11 protein-coding genes are annotated in these 18,032 nt (G+C 55.6%); 3 read left to right on the top strand and 8 right to left on the bottom strand.

Annotated elements, in window-relative coordinates:
• The 5 genes from HMPREF3016_RS10695 to HMPREF3016_RS03220 form a co-directional block, all read right to left on the bottom strand.
• A partial coding sequence (locus HMPREF3016_RS10695) for a DUF3800 domain-containing protein (RefSeq protein ID WP_141757697.1) occupies window positions 1–424 on the bottom strand: 424 nt, incomplete at its 3' end.
• Between the two features lie 160 nt (window positions 425–584).
• Window positions 585–1,871 carry an adenylosuccinate synthase gene (locus tag HMPREF3016_RS03235; RefSeq protein ID WP_070740172.1) on the bottom strand — a complete coding sequence of 429 codons (1,287 nt, stop codon included), beginning with the start codon at window positions 1,869–1,871 and terminating at the stop codon, window positions 585–587.
• A 291-nt stretch (window positions 1,872–2,162) separates the two neighbouring features.
• Window positions 2,163–2,651, bottom strand: coding sequence for a DUF4870 domain-containing protein (locus HMPREF3016_RS03230; RefSeq protein WP_070740169.1), 489 nt, complete (start codon window positions 2,649–2,651; stop codon window positions 2,163–2,165).
• Between the two features lie 56 nt (window positions 2,652–2,707).
• Window positions 2,708–3,265 carry a DUF4870 domain-containing protein gene (locus HMPREF3016_RS03225; RefSeq protein WP_070740168.1) on the bottom strand — a complete coding sequence of 186 codons (558 nt, stop codon included), beginning with the start codon at window positions 3,263–3,265 and terminating at the stop codon, window positions 2,708–2,710.
• 124 nt (window positions 3,266–3,389) lie between these two features.
• Window positions 3,390–3,923, bottom strand: coding sequence for a DUF4870 domain-containing protein (locus HMPREF3016_RS03220; RefSeq protein ID WP_065423711.1), 534 nt, complete (start codon window positions 3,921–3,923; stop codon window positions 3,390–3,392).
• 432 nt (window positions 3,924–4,355) lie between these two features.
• On the opposite strand from HMPREF3016_RS03220, the gene HMPREF3016_RS03215 reads away from it, so the two are divergent.
• Complete coding sequence (locus tag HMPREF3016_RS03215; protein WP_070740165.1) at window positions 4,356–8,297, top strand: S8 family serine peptidase; 3,942 nt, start codon at window positions 4,356–4,358, stop codon at window positions 8,295–8,297.
• 157 nt (window positions 8,298–8,454) lie between these two features.
• Window positions 8,455–12,066, top strand: a complete 3,612-nt coding sequence (locus tag HMPREF3016_RS03210) for a S8 family peptidase (protein WP_070740162.1) — start codon at window positions 8,455–8,457, stop codon at window positions 12,064–12,066.
• Between the two features lie 338 nt (window positions 12,067–12,404).
• Here HMPREF3016_RS03210 and HMPREF3016_RS03205 read toward each other — a convergent pair whose 3' ends face one another.
• Window positions 12,405–12,875, bottom strand: a complete 471-nt coding sequence (locus HMPREF3016_RS03205; protein ID WP_070628087.1) for a DUF4870 domain-containing protein — start codon at window positions 12,873–12,875, stop codon at window positions 12,405–12,407.
• 250 nt (window positions 12,876–13,125) lie between these two features.
• Here HMPREF3016_RS03205 and nadE point away from each other — a divergent pair, with 250 nt between their 5' ends.
• Window positions 13,126–13,956 (top strand): ammonia-dependent NAD(+) synthetase, encoded by an 831-nt coding sequence (gene nadE / locus HMPREF3016_RS03200; RefSeq protein ID WP_070696003.1) that lies wholly within the window; start codon window positions 13,126–13,128, stop codon window positions 13,954–13,956.
• 45 nt (window positions 13,957–14,001) lie between these two features.
• On the opposite strand, the gene HMPREF3016_RS03195 is transcribed toward nadE, so the two are convergent.
• Both HMPREF3016_RS03195 and HMPREF3016_RS03190 read right to left on the bottom strand, forming a co-directional pair.
• On the bottom strand, window positions 14,002–15,462 hold the full coding sequence (locus tag HMPREF3016_RS03195) for an MATE family efflux transporter (protein WP_246828446.1): 1,461 nt from the start codon (window positions 15,460–15,462) through the stop codon (window positions 14,002–14,004).
• A 482-nt stretch (window positions 15,463–15,944) separates the two neighbouring features.
• Window positions 15,945–17,546, bottom strand: coding sequence for an MATE family efflux transporter (locus HMPREF3016_RS03190; RefSeq protein WP_141757696.1), 1,602 nt, complete (start codon window positions 17,544–17,546; stop codon window positions 15,945–15,947).
• Window positions 17,547–18,032 lie beyond the last annotated feature (486 nt).

The raw sequence follows: 18,032 nt of genomic DNA, 5'->3' as shown, positions 1-18,032 counted from the left end.
CCCAACTACACCCCCAATTATGAAGAGCCCGTTTACTGTATCTATAATCTAGAGATTTATTAATTTCTGGAAAAGTCCCTCGTGGTTTTTCTTTGACGAAATAAAATATTTTACCGCCAAGATAATTGAGTTTATTAACTAATTTCATAAAGTATTTAATATTTTGAGGATATAATTTATATGTATTAACCCTGAATACATCAGATCCTTTAACTTCAAATCGCCCGGGAATGTCAGATTTATTATATTCCTCTCTGTAAAGCCTATTTCTAATACTCACAAAGTACGCTCCAAATTCACGAGCCTTATCATCGGGAATAATAAATCCCGCGTAACCAAAAGCTGGGGAGGTATTGTACTTAGGATGATCTTTAGAAACATACTCTGTCCTAGACCCAATCTCATCAATATATGTCAGCAACATGAAAAAATCCTACCTAGCCTTAGATACACGTGATGCCGCAACTTCTAAAGTTACGGCATCCGGAACGGCGTTCTGAGGGGCCAAACCCCACTACTACCGATAATTAATCTACCGGTTTTCAGAACGTTCTGTCAATAGAATCCTTCAGATTATGACGAGCCTAATCCATCAAATCGCGGACCACAATAGTTTGGTCGCGGTCGGGACCTACGCCGATCGCCGAGATGCGGCAGCCGGAAAGTTCTTCAAGCTTATGCACATACTTGCGGGCGTTCTCGGGTAGTTCCTCCAGGGTTTTCGCATCCGAAATGCTCTCGTTCCAGCCGTCGAAGTACTCGTAAATCGGCTTCGCGTGGTGAAAATCGGTCTGCGTCATCGGTATTTCGTCAAAGCGCACGCCGTCCACCTCATACGCCACGCATACGGGGACCTTCTCAAGACCGGTGAGCACATCCAGCTTGGTAATAAACAGGTCGGTAAACCCGTTGATGCGCACCGCCTGGCGTGCAAGCACCGCATCGTACCAGCCGCATCGGCGCGGACGCCCCGTGTTCACACCGAACTCGCCGCCGGTTGTGCGCAGGAAATCGCCCATCTTATCGAAGAGCTCGGTGGGGAACGGGCCAGCACCCACGCGGGTGGTGTATGCCTTCTGAATACCGATCACGCGAGAAATACGGGTGGGACCAACACCCGACCCCACGCAGGCGCCCCCGGCGGTCGGGTTCGAGGAGGTCACGAACGGGTAGGTACCGTGATCGACGTCGAGGAAGGTCGCCTGGCCGCCCTCCATGAGCAGGGTTTTACCCTCATCAAGCGCCTTATTGAGCAGCTGAGTAGTATCAACAATCATGGGTTTGAGCCGCTCGGCGTAAGACATAAAATAGTCCACGATTTCGTCAACCTCAACATGGCGGCGGTTATAGACCTTCACCAGCAGCTGGTTTTTCTGCCGCAGCGCGCCTTCAACCTTTTGCCGCAGAATCGACTCATCCAAAATATCCTGCATGCGAATACCCAGGCGCCCTACCTTATCCATATAGGCAGGCCCAATACCGCGCCCGGTCGTGCCGATCGCGCGCTTCCCCAAGAAACGTTCGGTGACCTTATCCATCGTCTGGTGGTACGGTGCCACCAGGTGAGCATTTGCCGAGATTTTGAGTTTAGAGGTGTCGGCGCCGCGCGCCTGCAGACCCTCAATCTCAGAGAAAAGTGCCTCCGGGTTCACCACCACGCCGTTGCCGATCACGGGGGTTGCTTTCTCGCTCAGAATGCCAGCGGGAAGCAGCTTAAGCTCAAATTTTTGGCCGTTCACCACCACGGTATGCCCAGCGTTGTTGCCGCCGTTCGGCTTGACCACGTAGTCCGCGCGGGGTCCGAGCAGGTCGGTTGCCTTACCTTTACCTTCATCGCCCCACTGGGCGCCCACGATCACAACAGCTGACATTCTTGCTCCTCTAGGATGTACTCCCCGCCGTTTCGGCGGCCGTGCGCGGGTTCTTCAAACCCTCTTAGGCACACATTTGTTAATCATAACGCGCCCCTGTGATGGTGCATCTATTATTTAACGGTTGCAACACATCTTTTCCGTGAGTCTCTGCGGCGTAAACCCCGTGATTCGGCGGTAAAAGCCACTTTGGAGAGCCAACATACAGGATGCGCGCCCGGGGCAACCTGCCGCGAGCGCGCATCCATGAATTATGCCCGGGTATATGCCCCAGGTACCGCATGAACCTTCTTATTTGAGAATCTTGATGAAGGTCATGGGGTAGTCGTACATTTCACCGCGATTAGCCGCGATAGCGCCTAAGATGTGGAAGATAATCATGAGTATGCCGGTGACTGATACCACCAAAAACCATATCGGAGACAGGATGAAGAGGGTGATAACCATCAGGAGGAATGCGGCGGTGTTAATAACCCACATGGAGAAGTTGAAATTGAAGGCGCGGCGCGATGATTCTTTGGTGAATTCGTAGCCGGGCTTGTCTTTGTAGATGAGCCAGAAGATGAGCGGGGCTATGAAGCTCAGCGTGTTCAGCGACAGCAGCATGGCGAGAAGCGATGAGAGGTGCGCGAATATCGCCATGTTTTTTGCGTCCGGGGTAATACCTTTGTGGTTATATTCTGGCCGTTGCTGGCTGTACCCCGATCCCGGCTGTTGGTTATAACCAGGCTGCTTCTGGTAGTTCGGCTGTCCGTTGTTGTAGTTAGGGTCGTAGGTCATAAGAACCTCCTCAATGCAGCGTGTTGGGCTGTGTTTTACAGTATATGCCGCCTACCTTAATGCAACATGGGAATCGTGGGGAGAGGATATTTGTAGTCCTCACCGGAATTTGCTTTAACCGCCCCGATAATGTGGAACACGACAGCGGTAACGCCCAAGCCTGCGATCAGAAGCCACAGTATGGGAAACATCGTAAAGAACAGCATAAATGGTTCGCCGGATTGGCTTTGCGCCCCTAGGATGAGGGATATTACCATCAGCAGAGCCAGCAGCAGGAATGAACTAAAGATAATGATAGCTAGGGTCACGCCCAGGTTGAATGTTCGTGCGGCGGCGCTGCGTACTCGCTCATAGCCGGGTTTGTCTTTGTAAACCGCCCAGAAGATCAGCGGAATTAAGAATCCTGCAATCCCGGAAAGATGCGCGAGCATCGCCATGTTGTTAACGTCAGTGGGCTGCTGTATCACATAGACCGGCTGCCCGTAGCCCGGTTGTGGGTAGCCTTGGCTCGGCTGCTGTGGGTTGTATCCCGGCGGGTATGGCTGCTGGCCCTGGTTAGGCTGCGGATTCTGTTGGTAGGGGTCTTGGTTGGGGTCAAAGTTTGACTGGCTCATGTTTTCACCCGTTCTGTGTGTTGTCGTCTTTGTGTTTCGTGGTCTCGTGTACGAGTTTTACCTCGGCTCTGTCTTCGATAAGGATTGAGGTAGACCCCTGCCCGATGCGCCCGTCGCCTCGGTGCTATCGCAGGATAGGCAGGGTGGGCAGAGGGTACTTATAGTCTTCACCGGAATTTGATTTAACCGCGGCAATAATCTGGAAAATAATCATCATAATCTGGACAACGCAACTTATCAGAACCATGAGGGTTATGGGTGCGAACATCCCCATGGCACTGGAAACAGCGGTGCTCGGGTCGTTGGTCGATGCCATACCGGGTACGACCATCGTAAAAATATAGACAAACCCGCTCAGCAGGGTGATAAGAACAATAAGGTATCCCGTTAGCCCAAAATTGAAGGCCCGCGCGGCGGCGCGGCGTGCCAGTTCGTACCCGGGTTTATCTTTGTAGATAGCCCAGATAACGAGCGGAATAATAAACCCACCTAAAAGCCCGGAAAGATGCCCCCACATGGCAACCGTACTGACATCGTTGGTTTGTTGAGTCACATATATAGGCTGCCCCGGTGGGTACGGCTGTTGGTACTGTCCCTGGTTAGGTTGCGGGTTCTGCTGATAGGGGTTGTGGTTGGGATCAAAATTTGGCTGACTCATGACAATATTCCATTCTTGAGGCTGCTGCCCCACCCCGTCGGGTCTGATGCAGACTTCCATGCGAGCCGGGCACAGCATCCTTACCGTGCTCGACGATACGAGCAACTCAGCTTCGACAAGGTTTTTTATTCGGTGTTTTTGGTCTTTTTATCATAGCGCGCACCATATTTATACGGTAGATTTTTGTGGCACGAATACCGGGCGTTTTGAGGGAATAGAATATAAAACTATAGAAGTAAAGAATTTACATTTATGTATAAATTTTATAAATATTTTTAGTGTCCTTGATAAAACTCTAGAGTAAAACTTCTTAGAATTGATAGTGCAAGACACATCGTTGTTTTTAAAACGCGATGCGCTCGCATATCACACCGAACCATAGTTACCAAAAGTGCTGACTCGGGTTCGACACTATCAAACACAAGGAGCATCATGGCATCCACCAACACCTGGCGGGCGTGTACCCGCATTGGGTTATCGGCGGTTCTGGGGCTCGGTCTTATCGCCTCCACGGCGGTACCACTCAACGCAGCAGAGACACCGTTGAGAGGGCAAGACCCAGACCTGAGAACCTCACAACAGCACACGCAGCAGCAGGTACTCTCCCCCAGCATGCTAAAGGCGCAGGGCACCATACCGGTTTACGTCAAGTTCAAGGGTCAAGGTGCCTATGAGCAGACCCAGCCGCGGGCGGTTCTGCAGAACAGACAGGCACCCGTGAACGCTCAGGCACAGGTGCAGGCGATCAAGACCCGCGTAGAGTCACAGGCGCAGTCCGTAGCGGGAGAATCGCACGCGAAAGTTCTATACACCACCCATAACGTAATGCCGGGCGTGGCGCTCATGGGCGATGCCCAGGCGATTCGTGAGCTCGCATCCCGCCCGGATGTTGAGCGCATTAGCCCGATCGTGCCGAAATACCGTCAAAATGCGGGTTCTGTCGTCGATACCGGGGCCGCCGAGAATTGGGCGCGGCAAAACACCGGGTACACCGGCAAGGGCATTAAGATTGCGGTGATCGATTCGGGAATTGATTACACGCACGCCGACTTTGGCGGGCCCGGCACGAAAGAAGCCTTTGGCGAGGCCACGAAACTCACCAATATGCCGGAAGCATCCTCCGGTCTCTACGACCCCGCGAAGTTCTTAGGAGGGTACGATCTTGCCGGTGACGACTACAACGGCCTGAACACGGCAGTGCCCGATAACAACCCGATCGACTGCATCAGCGGCGGTCACGGCACCCACGTGGCGGGTACTGCGGCAGGTTGGGGCGTGGATGCGCAGGGCAAGACCTTCCGCGGCGATTACTCCACGCTGACACCTGAGAAACTGGGCGAGATGAAGATCGGCCCCGGTTCTGCACCGGATGCCCAGCTGTACAGCTTCCGCGTCTTCGGGTGCAGCGGTGCCACCAACCTGGTGGGTCAGGCTCTCGATAAGGTGCTCGACCCCAACGGCGACGGCGATTTCTCAGACCGCACGCAGGTGGTAAACATGTCTCTTGGCGGCGAATTCTCGCCCGAAGATGACCCAGAATCCTACGCCGTCGAAACGCTGTTCCGCCAGGGTGTGCTCGCCGTTGTCTCGGCAGGTAACGCGAACGGATACAACGGTGCAGGCGATACCTACTCGAACTCTGGCCAGCCCGCGAATGCCATTTCGGCGCTGACGGTGGCGAACTCTGTGGGTTCAACCTACGCCGTGGATGCGGCGCAGATTCTTGCACCCAGCCAGATTGCCGGGAAGATTCCGGGCGACTATTCGGTGGACTACAACTACTCGAAAGCCTCCGAAGAGACCCTGCGGGGTAAGGTCGTTGCGGCGCCCGCATCGAATAAGTTCGGGTGTGAGGCATTCAGCGCCGAAGACTCCGCCAAGCTCAAGGATCGGTGGGTCTTTATCGAGTGGGCGAACGAGGACGGTACTATTTCGTGCGGCTCGAAAGTCCGTTTCGACAATGCTGAAAAAGCTGGCGCTAAGGGCGTCGTCCTGTCCTCCCAGGAAGAGCGCGCCGAACTGGGGATCGCCGGGAACGAAACTATTCCGGGCTTCAGGGTGGCGAAGAGCGCATCCGATAAGGTTCGCGAGGCTGCACAGGCTGGCACCCTAGAGATTCGCCTGGGCGAAGACCTCAAGGGTGGTCTGCGCGTTCAGAGCGGTAAATTCGATGAGCTGACAACCTCAAGTGCACGCGGGTTCCACGGATCGTACGGATACACGAAGCCCGATCTCGCTGCACCGGGGAATAATATTTCCTCTGCTGCCGTGGGTACCGGAACGGGCTCGATTCAGTACACGGGTACGTCGATGTCTGCACCCTTTGCCTCCGGTGTGGCGGCGCAGGTGTTGCAGGCGCATCAGGATTATTCGCCGGTTCAGATCAAGGCGGCGATGATGAACAGCGCAGACCATGACCTGCACGATGCCGCCGGGCATATCTACGCGGTGGATCGCGTGGGTTCAGGGCGCATTGATGCGAAGGCCGCTGTTGATACCCGCGTGCTTCTGTACAACGCGAACCGTCCCGAGCAGGTCTCGCAGACTTTCGGTGTGCTGGAATATGCGGCAGATGCCGGTCAGCAGTCGCTCACCCGCGAGATGACGGTCGAGAATTTCGATTCCAAGGTGCACACCTACTCGATTTCCTATGCGGGAAGCACCGATATGCCCGGTGTTGAATTCTCGATGCCATCCAGCATTACGGTTCAGCCGGGTGAGAAGAAGAATTTCCAGGTGAAAGTCACGATCGACCCGGCACGCTTGGAGAAAACTATGGACCCGGCGATGGAAAAGACCCAGTCCTCCATCGACCTGAACACGGGTAAGACCATGGTTCCCGAGCAGGCGCGGCAGTTTATCGCCTCCGAATCCGGGCGTATTAAGCTGACCGAAGGCGACCAAACCCTGCGCGTTCCCCTGCATGCAGCGCCCAAACCGGTTTCGACCATGAAGGTTGCGGGCAATAACGTGCAGGTTCCCGCTGGCTCCTCCCAGACGCGAGTCACATTAGAGGGCACCGAGCTGAACCAGGGCGGATACCGCTCCCTGCTGGGGGCCTTCGAGTGGGGCGCATCGGTGAATCGTGTTAACCCGAGCAACCTGTGGGTCAGCAGCGATATGAAGGCGAACCTACAGCATGTGGGTGCGGCCTCGAACGCGCCCGCGCTCAAGGAAGCAGGCAAAGACCCGAACGAAGGCACGCTTTCCTTCGGCATCAGCACGTGGAGGAACTGGGATGTGATCTCTGAGGAAAACACCTTCACGGTCAATATCGATACGGACGGCAATAACCGCGCCGATTACGTGCTCAAAACCGACCGTTCCGCAGGGTTGGACTTCCCGATCGTGCGCCTGATGGGCTACAAAAACGGGTCTTTGGAGCAGCTCGCCTACTATCCGCTCAACGGCGCCTGGGGCGATACCGACACGAACATGATGGACACAAACACACTCATCATGAGCGTACCCCTGAAGGATCTGGGTTTGACGGCCGAAAACGCCCCGCAGATTCGCTACAGCGTTGAGTCCATCACCCAGTACGAGTGGGAGAACGTCAGCCAGACCGACTGGATTACCTACAGCCCCTTCGCCCCGAAGGTGTGGTTCAGCGGTACCGAGTCGAGCATCCCCGGGCTTTTCGCGGATGCGCCCACCACCGAGCTGACACTGCACCGCGCCTCGGATGCGGGTTCGGCTAAGGCCCTCTTCCTGCACCTGCACAACGGCACCGGAGACCTTTCGGGTTCTCAGGGTGCAAGCGGCGAGCGCGCCCAGGTGCTTCCGGTGAGCGAGCAGAGCACGGAGACCCCTTCTGCCCCGCGCTTCACGGATGTGAAGGAGGGCGATATGTTCTACACCGAGATCGCTTGGCTAGCGCAGCGACGGATCACGACCGGCTACCCGGATGGTTCGTTCCGCCCCGCCGAGAATACGAGCCGTGCCGCCATGGCGGCGTACTTCTACCGCCTGGCGGGCTCGCCACAGTTCACCGCGCCGAGCACGCCCACGTTCAAGGATGTGGCTCCCGGCGACCAGTTCTACAAGGAGATTGAGTGGTTTGCGGCGCAGCGGCTGACGACGGGGTATGCGGATGGTACCTTCCGCCCGCAGGATGCGGTTAACCGCGATGCGATGGCGGCGTTCTTCTACCGGTATGCGGGCAGCCCGGCCTTCACGGCACCGGATAAACCCACGTTTAAGGATGTTGCCCCGAACAGCATGTTCTACCGCGAGATCGAGTGGCTTGCCGCGCAGAAGGTGACGACCGGGTGGCCGGATCAGACCTACCGCCCGCTGGAGCCTATCCATCGCGATGCTATGGCAGCGTTCCTGTACCGCTACAACCAGGGCGTGCTCAAGGCTGAGGGTTAGCCCCTCCTCCTAATCCACCCCGCGAGCAGCGGTTTTCGCCCGAGAAGGTGGGAAAATCCTACCTTTTCGGGCGTATCCCCGCTTCTTACGAGGGTTAACACATATTCACTCCGCATCATCTGTACATTGTTACCTTCAAAGGATCAAGGAGTATGATATGCCTCCGAATCATCGCAGACGAGGCGCCTTAGGGTGCCTTGCCGCCGCGACAAGTATTCTGTTAGCGCTTGGCACACCTGCCAGCGCAGACATAAACCCGGGCGGTATCAACGAAAACGGGCAGTACCTCGCAACCCCCACACCGCAGAATTCAGATGCGCTCTCCCCCACCATGAAAAAGGCGGAGGGAGATGTGCTCGTCTTCGTTAAGTTCAAGGGTCAGGGCGCCTACGAGCAGACCCAGCCCGACGAGGTTCTGCACAATAAACAGGAACCCGTTAAGAAGCAGGGTGAGGCCACCTCTATCAAGGATCAGGTCGAGAATCAGGCTCGCCAAGCGGCTCAGGATTCCGGTGCAGAAATACGTTATACCGTGCACAATACGATGCGTGGCGTAGCCCTGCACGGCGATGCCGAGAAAATCCGTTCTCTCGCCGCGCGGGATGATGTCGAGCGCATCACCCCCATTGTGGCGAAAAAGAGCATGAATGCGTATAGCGATATAGACTCTAAGGCCGTGCAGGCTTGGGCTGAAAGCACCGGGTACACCGGTAAGGGCGTCAAGATCGCTGTAGTCGATTCCGGGATTGACTACACCCACGCCGACTTTGGCGGACCCGGCACGAAAGAAGCCTACGAAAAGGCCAAAACCCTGACGGACCTGCCCGATGCTGACTCAGGGCTTATCGACCGGTCCAAGGTGGTTGGCGGTATCGACCTTGTGGGGGATGACTACAATGCTCTCGACGCGGGTTCGACCCCTAAGCCCGATAACAATCCGCTCGACTGCCGTCCTGAAGGGTATGGAACCGGCGGGCACGGCACCCACGTGGCGGGTACTGCGGCGGGGTACGGGGTGAATGCCGATGGCAGTACCTTCCGCGGCGACTACTCCAAACTCACCGAAAACGATCTCAAGAACATGAAGATCGGTCCCGGTTCCGCCCCCGAAGCGCAGCTGCTGAGCATCCGCGTGTTCGGGTGCCAGGGCAGCTCAAACGTGGTGATGCAGGGGCTCGACCGTGCTCTAGACCCCAATGAGGACGGCGATTTCTCGGATCGCGCTAATATCATCAACCTGTCCCTCGGCAGCGAATTTTCTCCGGCTGATGACCCTGACTCCGCTATGGTGGATGCCCTCGCGCAGCAAGGTATTCTCACCGTCACGGCGGCGGGTAACGCCAATGAGTTCAACGGCGTGGGCGATACCTACTCGGATTCGGGCAGCCCCGCCAACGCCGCATCCAGCATTTCGGTTGCGAACGCCAACGGCACTATGAGCGTGTCTGATCAGCTCAAAATTGTCAGCCCCGAAAACGGAATTCCCCTTGATTTTATTGACGGCGTCTTTAGGGACTTTAAGTTTATTGATGGTGACTATTCGCTCAATTTCCCCCTCGATAAGGCACCTGCCGATAAACGCACCGGCTATGTCACCCTCGCGCCCGAACGCAACCATGACGGCTGTAAACCCTTCACCCCGGAAGAGGCTGAAAAGATCAAGGGTAAATGGGTGATGCTCGACTGGGAAGTAGACTACACCTACAAGGTCAACTGTTCCTCCGCCGAACGTTTCGATCATGTTGCCCAGGCGGGTGGCACGGGCGTGCTGCTCGTCCTCAAGGACTATCCTGCCCAACAAGGGTTTGGCGGTAACGCCACGATCCCCGGGTTCCGCATTAACACCGCCTTCGCCGCAGACATAAAACCCTACGTGGAGGCCGGAACTTTCAAGGTTGAAGCGAATGAGGCTTATAAGAAGGCAACGCATATTCCTACCAGGCTCGAATTCGGCCTCAATTCTATGAGTTCTCGCGGTCAGCACGGCACCGAAGGATTCATCAAACCCGATGTTGCTGCGCCGGGAGTTGATATTTTTTCGGCGTCAGTCGGCCAGGGCACCGAAGGGGTTTACAACACCGGAACCTCAATGGCGGCACCGCATGTCTCCGGCATTGCCGCGCAGGTGATGCAGGCGCATCCAGACTATACCCCGGCTATGGTGAAGGCTGCGATCATGAACAGCGCAGACACCAATGTCACCAACAATTCAGGATATAAATATGCTGTTGATCGTGTGGGGTCTGGCTTCGTGAACGCCAAGAAGGCGGTCAACGCGAAGGTTCTGGTCTACAATGAGGAAACTCCCGAACGGGTTTCCCTATCATTCGGCGTTCTCGAATATCCTCTCGATGGCGAAGACCATACCGTAACCCGCAATATTGTCGTGCGGAATATGGATTCGGTGGCTCACACCTACGAGCTTTCGTACCAGAATGGTCCCGAAATCCCTGGTTCAGGTCCCGAAGTACCGCCCCTGGTGACCGTAGAACCGGGTGAGACCGTCAAAGTTCCTATCACCTTCTCGACTTACACCCCCTTCCTGGAAAAGACCATGGATCCCACCCTGGAGAAAGAGCAAACTGCCATGGCCTATACTGATGGGCAGTACCAGCCTATTATCTCGGGCAAACGTCAGTATATTGCGAGCGTCTCCGGCCGCATACTCCTTAAGGACGCGAACCAGGACGATTGGGAGGAGCTTATACGCCTGCCCGTTCATGCGGCGCCGAAGCCTATCTCTACGATGAAGGTTCAAGGCTCTGAGATTCAGTTTGAGAATGGTAAAGCCACCGAAACCACCGTCAAACTCGCCGGGCAGGATGTGAACCAGGGCGGCTACCGGTCCATGATGGGAGCCTTCGAGCTGGGGGCTGCAAGCCCGCGCATCCCCACCGAGAATTTGGATCTTCCCTCAAGCCAGAGCATGGATCTGCAGTATGTAGGTGCCGCTTCGGACGCTCCGGCGCTCAAGGCAGCCGGGCAGAATCCGAACGACGGTAAGATCTACTTCGGTATTTCAACCTGGGGTATTTGGGATTCCATGCACCCGGGACGTCAGCTTCAGGTGACGCTCGATACCAACCGTGACGGTAAGCCCGACTACAACCTTGAGGTGGGGCCCGAAAAGGGTCTGGATTACCCACTCGTGAAGGTGTGGAAGGCGAATGGGGATACCTGGGAAATAACCAATCGGTACCCGCTTAATGGCGCTTGGGGCGATACCGATACGAACATCATGGATACAAACGTGATGGTGCTGGGTGTGCCGCTCAAGGATCTGGGTTTGACAGCTGACTCGGCTTCGAGCATTGACTATGCGGTTTCAACGAACACGTGGAGCAATGCGAAGGCTGGCGGCGACTATGTTGATGCCACCGAGAAGATCTCTTTCAACCCGTTCGCGCCGAAGGTATGGTTCGAGGGTGAGAGCGCGGGTGTTCCGGGGCTCTTTGCCGACCGTAACGGCGGCGAGGTAAAGGTGCACCGCGTTGAGGGCGAGAAGCCTTCGGCACTCTTCCTGCACCTGCACAACGGTACCGGCGATTTGAGCGGTCAGAACGGAGCTGCCGGTGAACGCGCCCAGGTGGTTCCGCTGAGCGAGCAGCAGCAGAGCAGTCTGCCGGGTCCCTCAGAGCCTACAGAGTCTCCGAAGGATAGCTCACTGCCGGGCCCATCAGAACCCACGGAATCTCCGAAGGATAGCTCGCTACCGGGTCCCTCAGAGCCTACAGAATCTCCAAAGGCAGATACGTCTTTGCCGAAATAGCGTGCGGAATACGCCAACTATGCGTTAGCACGCTGACCTGGCTGTATACCGATTCCGGTATATAGTCCACACGGTATATAACCAATCACGAATATGCTCTCGGTTCCTCCGGCAGTGAGGGAATCGAGAGCATATTCTTATATTCCGATACTGATATAAAGCCTTGTCCGTGCCTATGTGTGAAGTTTTGGCGGGTCTCTAGCACATCGGTTTCACCACGACAGGTTATCCCGAACGATGAAACAATACCCCCGCAGTAGAAAGCTCTAGGTTTATTAAGAGGCTTTTCACTGCGAGGGTATTGTTATCGACTCTGAAAGTCTATGCTCTAGGCCTTACTAATCTTTCAAGATCTTCAAGGCGGGCAGCGGGTACTTATAATCCGTCTCTCCCGCATTGGCCTTCACCGCGCCAATAATGTGGCATACGAAAGCAGCAATCCCCCATATACCAACAACGATTGCCACAACCACCATGAGAATAAGGGCTACAACCGCAAGTCCACTGCTTTTCCCAGCTACAGCAACTACTGCCAAAATAAGGGGAATGATCATACCCACAATCGTTGCAATCGAAATGGTAATCGAGACGTTGAAGGCACGCGCTGCGGCACGTTTAACAACCTCGTATCCGGGCTTATCCTTATAGATCGACCACATAATAAGCGTGGCGATCCAAGTAAGCAGAATGGATATATGCGCGAACGTTGCCTTGCCCTGCGCATCCGGCGCCTGTCCCGACACCGGCTGAGGCATACCCTGTGCGGGCTGTTGGCCATATTGATTGGGGTCAAAGTTCTGTTGGCTCATGATAGTGTACTTTCATTCGAGGTCTATCAGTGCGATGTGTGGGGTTCACCGAATATTAGGCGAACCTATCCAAGGCTAACAAAAATGCAAATAGTTCCGCCTGTTTTATACACCGCGACACTTTGTAGTATTTCTAGACTAAAAACAATAGCAAATTAGCTCTTTGTAGCAAAAGATTCGGCTAATCTTTTAGATTAGTTGCATTAACTTTCGTTCCCTCAGCAAAACGGCGCCCGCGTACACTAGAAATATGCGTGAACTTCAGGAAAAAATCGTGGCACAGATGGGTGTTCGTCCCAATATGACCGAAGACCAGGCGCGTGAGGAAATACAGCGGCGCGTACAATTCCTCTGCGACTACGCGAAAGCGACCAGCACCCGCGGATTCGTGCTCGGCATTAGCGGCGGCATCGATTCCACACTGGCGGGCAGGCTCTGCCAACTCGCCAGCGAAAAACTCAACGCTGAAGGATACCAAGCTCAGTTCATGGCGGTGCGCCTGCCCTATAAAACCCAAGTCGACGAAGAAGACGCACAAAAGGCCCTCGAATTCATCGCCCCCGACCGTGCCGTCACCTTCAATATTGCGGATGCGGTCGATGGCTTCGACACCGCCTACACGGCTGCCGTGGGCACGCCCATCAGCGACTTTAACAAGGGAAATATTAAGGCGCGTGCCCGCATGATTGCCCAGTATGCGCTCGCTGGCGACCCGTCCCTGCTGGTCGTCGGCACCGACCACGCGGCGGAATCCGTGACCGGTTTCTTCACGAAGTTCGGCGACGGAGGGGCGGATATACTGCCGCTGTCCGGGTTGAATAAGCGGCAGAATCAGCTGCTTCTGAGGGTTCTGGGCGCATCCGAGCGGCTGTGGGCTAAGCCGCCGACAGCCGACCTGCTTGACGGTATCCCCGGGCGCACCGACGAGGACGAACTCGGCATCACCTACCCGCAGATCGACGACTACCTGGAGGGTAAAGAAATTGACCCCGCCGTCGCCGAAAAGCTAGAGACTATCTACCTGCGCAGTCGGCATAAACGCACGGTTCCGGTGGGTATCGCCGATACGTGGTGGAAATAGCATAATCTTTGGGTGAGGCTCGTTGCCCGGCGGCTTATTCTGTGCTTACGCTTTTTCACACCGCCGGATACGCGTGCGCCCGCTCGCCCAAAACAGCGCCACCCCGAGCGCGCACGACCCCATCTGCGTGACGGGGAAAGCCCAGGTGAGCCCGGTAAATCCAAAAAGTGTATCGCCCGCGAAGACCGTGATGAAAAAGAAAACGCCCACGCTCGCGGTCAAAACTACCGCCGCCACGCCTTTACCGCAGGCTTGGAACCAGGCGACAAGCAACATCACTAACGCATAGAAAACGGTTGAGAAAAGCAAAGCGGTGAGTACCTGGTCCCCCGTCGTGATGATGCTGGGTCCGCCCGCAAGATACAGCGCCCAGTCGCGGAACACCCAAACCGGAATCGAGAACACCGCCGAGGTTCCAACCGAGAGCAGCACCGCAACCTTGAGTGCGGCGCGCAGACGCTCCCGGTTCCCCGCACCGTAGGTATATGCAAAAAGTGGAATACTGCCCATGCAGATACCCGTACACAGGGTTTGCGGAACCATGATCAGGCGGATCGAAACGCCGAAGGAGGCAACCGCCGCATCGCCGTATTTAACCGCCAGGTTATTGAGCACCAGGGCCGAGACAACGAGGAAAAGACTCGATACCATTTGCGAGGAACCTACCGAAAGCACGGGTTTAAGCACGTCGGCAGAGAGCGTGAAATCCTTGAGCGACCACGAAAAATTCTTGCTCTTCGCGGTCAAAAACAGCATGTAATAAATAATGCAGGCGACGTTTGTCCCCATGAGAGCCCAGCCAGAGCCCGCCGCACCCATACGAAAAACACCGATGAGCAGCACATCCAGCACGAGGTTGGCGAGTACTCCCCACAGCAGGCCGTACATGGATTGTTTGGCATAGCCTTCGGCACGCACCAGCTGTTCCAGGGTAAACATACACATCCAGGGCGGGGCGCCAAGGAACAGCACGGTCACGAACCAGCGAGTCGGTTCATAGGTGGCACCACCGGCACCCATCAGCCGAGTGAGCGGATCGACGAAGAAAATCCCCGCTACCGCCAGCCCTACACCGAAGATTAGAGAAGCATAGACAGCGAAAGAGGTGACTGCGGGAATGCGGGCGGTGTTGCCTTCACCCAGCAATCGTGCCGTAAGGGTGGATGCGCCCACCCCAAAAAGCCCCGCCAGCGCGGTAATGACGCCTACCACCGGGAACCCGAAGATAAGCGCGGCAAGGTCTTCAACCGTGCCAAAGTGCCCCACAAAATAGGAATTCACCACATTGTAAATGGCGGTGATCGCCAGCCCGGTTGCCATAGGGATACCCAGGGCAAGCAGCGCGCGCATCACCGGGGCATCTTTGAGGAAATAGATATTTCGGGAGTCTTCACTCAGGTTGTTTTGATGAAGAACTTCGCGGGAAAGCTCGTCTGCACTCGCCGTCGATGCGGTATCCCCGGCAACCTGTGTTTCGGGTACACCGAGATGCTCGGCTTGGGGCACGGTGTACCTCCTTATAGGGTAATGGTCGGTGAACGTAGGCGGCGTGCGAACGCATGGAGTATAGGCATATAAGCCTGACAAGGGTATATACCCAGTCTGGAATAATCCTGCGGCATATGTACGTGCCATGCAATAACCTCACATAGCACCGATACCGCAAGTTTTTCCTTATATGCCGGTAAACGCATATAACCGGTTGGCTCCCCTGAATGCGGGGCTGCCGCCTCGCTTATCATACACGGCTGTGCCTGTATGGGGCATATGCAGGTCGTTCCATGACGGAATAACTTCTGAACTGCGCTGCACGGCAGAACCTTATATGCGGTTTTGAGCATATTATTCGAGCTGCTTTGCCCGATATATACCAAAAGCGTTATACAGCGGTGAAACTCTGTTTCCAGGGGTCACTGCAATATAACGCTTCGGGCATACACTCAGGTCAGAGCGTTTTCACGGGTGCGAATGAAGAAAGTGCAGACCCGCTACTCAGACTCAACCTTAATCTCGGTCACGCCGTGCTCGGGGGTGCCCGATGCGGGCGCATCCTTCACCTTTGTACCGCCGGTTGCGAAGAACAGGATCACGCCCAGCACGCACGCCGAAATCTGGGTGAAGGGGAACGCCCAGGTGAGGCCGTCGAAGCCGAACCACATATTGCCGAAGATAACCGCAGGGAAGAAAAGCAGGGCAATACCCAGGGTCATGAGCGTGGCGGGCAAACCTTTACCGGCGGCCTGGAACCACGAGACGAACACGATGCTCACGGCGTTGAACACGGCGGCGAGCATGAGCGCGATCAGCACTTTCTCGCCGGTGGCGACCAGCGAGGAGTCGCCCACGAGCTCAAGAAGCTGACGACGTAATATCAAAACGGGGGTGGTGAAGATAATGGAGGTTGCCACCGATACCATTGCGGCGGTTTTCAGGGCCGAACGCACGCGGTCTCGATTGCGGGCACCGTAGGCGTAGGCGAAGAGCGGAATACCGCCCATGCAGATACCCATACACAGCATTTCAGGTACCATGTTCAGGCGCATCGCCAGCCCGAAGGCGGCCACGGAGTCGTCACCGTATCCTGCCGCAATATTGTTGAGCACCAGCGCAGAAACGGTCAGGTTTGCACTCTGAATCAGTTCGGCGGCACCCACGGCGAACACGGGTTTAATAATGTCGCCGGCGATCACGAAATCGCTGGGTTTCCACGAGAAGTTGGGGCTCTTGCGAATAAGGAACTGCAGGTAGTACACCATGGATGCGGCGTTTGCGGCGAGCATCGCCCAACCGGCACCGGCGATACCCCAGCCGAGAACCGCAATCAACAAAACATCGAAAATTGAGTTGATGACGACGCCCCAGATAATGCCGTACATGGACTGTTTGGCGTAACCTTCAGAACGCACCAGCTGTTCCAGGGTAAACATGCCGACCGAAAACGGCGCACCCAAAAAGAGCAGGTGCACGAAGGTTTTGGTCGGTTCAAAGGATGCTCCGGAGGCGCCCATCAGCCCGGTAATCGGGTCTGCAAACAAAAACCCTGCGATGGCAACCACTACGCCGCAGGCGAGCGCAGAGTACAAGGCGAATGAGGTCACATTGCGAATACGTGTCTCATTGCCTTCGCCCAGCAGACGCGACGCCAGGGTTGATGAGCCCAGACCGAACACACCCGCAATCGCCATGATGATACCGAAAACAGGTACGCCGTATCCGGTGGCGGCGAGCTCTTCGACGGTGCCGTAGTGCCCCACAAAGTAGGAGTTAATGACGTTGTAAATGCTGGTGATCGCCAGCCCTGCTGCCATGGGGATACCCAGGGAAAGAAGCGCCTTGAAAACCGGGGCCTCTTTGAGTAGGTAGATGTTTTTGGGATCGTCCATATTGGGCATCCCGGGGCCTGTATCAGCTGTGGGCACAGCCGGGATGGCGCCAGTGGTGGAGGGCACGGTTCCTGTCACCGCCGGAACTGCACCGGTGACGGGCGGGTTCGCCTCGGACGGCGCTACTGTGCCAAGTTTTGCTGCTGTGTTGGGTTTGTCTGCCGCGCCGGTATTTTCGGGCAGGGCGTGTGTAGGTTTATGTGTCATGAAGATGCGTTTCTTGGTCTGTGGAGTGCACCCGTCTCTGGGGCGGCATGGCTCAGGTAATATCGGTCAGCGCTACATGCCGATGCGGGCAGGGGACTCTATTGTACCCGTTTCCTGTTGAGAAGTAAGCCCTTCATCTCGTTGCTTTTCCTCCCGATCCTCTCCCCTGCTTCCCCCTCTAACCTCCCACGCAAAAAGGCTCTTTATGTGAATAAAGAGAGTTTTTGACCACAAGTATTTAAGAAAAATACTTTCTTCAAAAAATATACAGTAAAGTTGAAATAACCCTTTTCGCCGGGGTAGAGCACACGGAACATCCTATGAAATATACCCCCGTGATGACTCTTAGGGTGGAGAGGGGGTGAGTAGGAATGCTGTTCTACGAGATAGTAGAAACGGCTCAAGCGATCCTCATCAACTACATTCTGATTGATGGATCGGCTCAAGCCGTTTCACATATCGTAGGCGTTATCTCAACCTGTATTA

The organism is Rothia sp. HMSC065D02 (assembly GCF_001815285.1).
Taxonomy (GTDB): domain Bacteria; phylum Actinomycetota; class Actinomycetes; order Actinomycetales; family Micrococcaceae; genus Rothia; species Rothia dentocariosa.
Note: the sequence above shows the minus strand (reverse complement) of the source record. Positions and strands in the feature narration are given on the sequence as shown.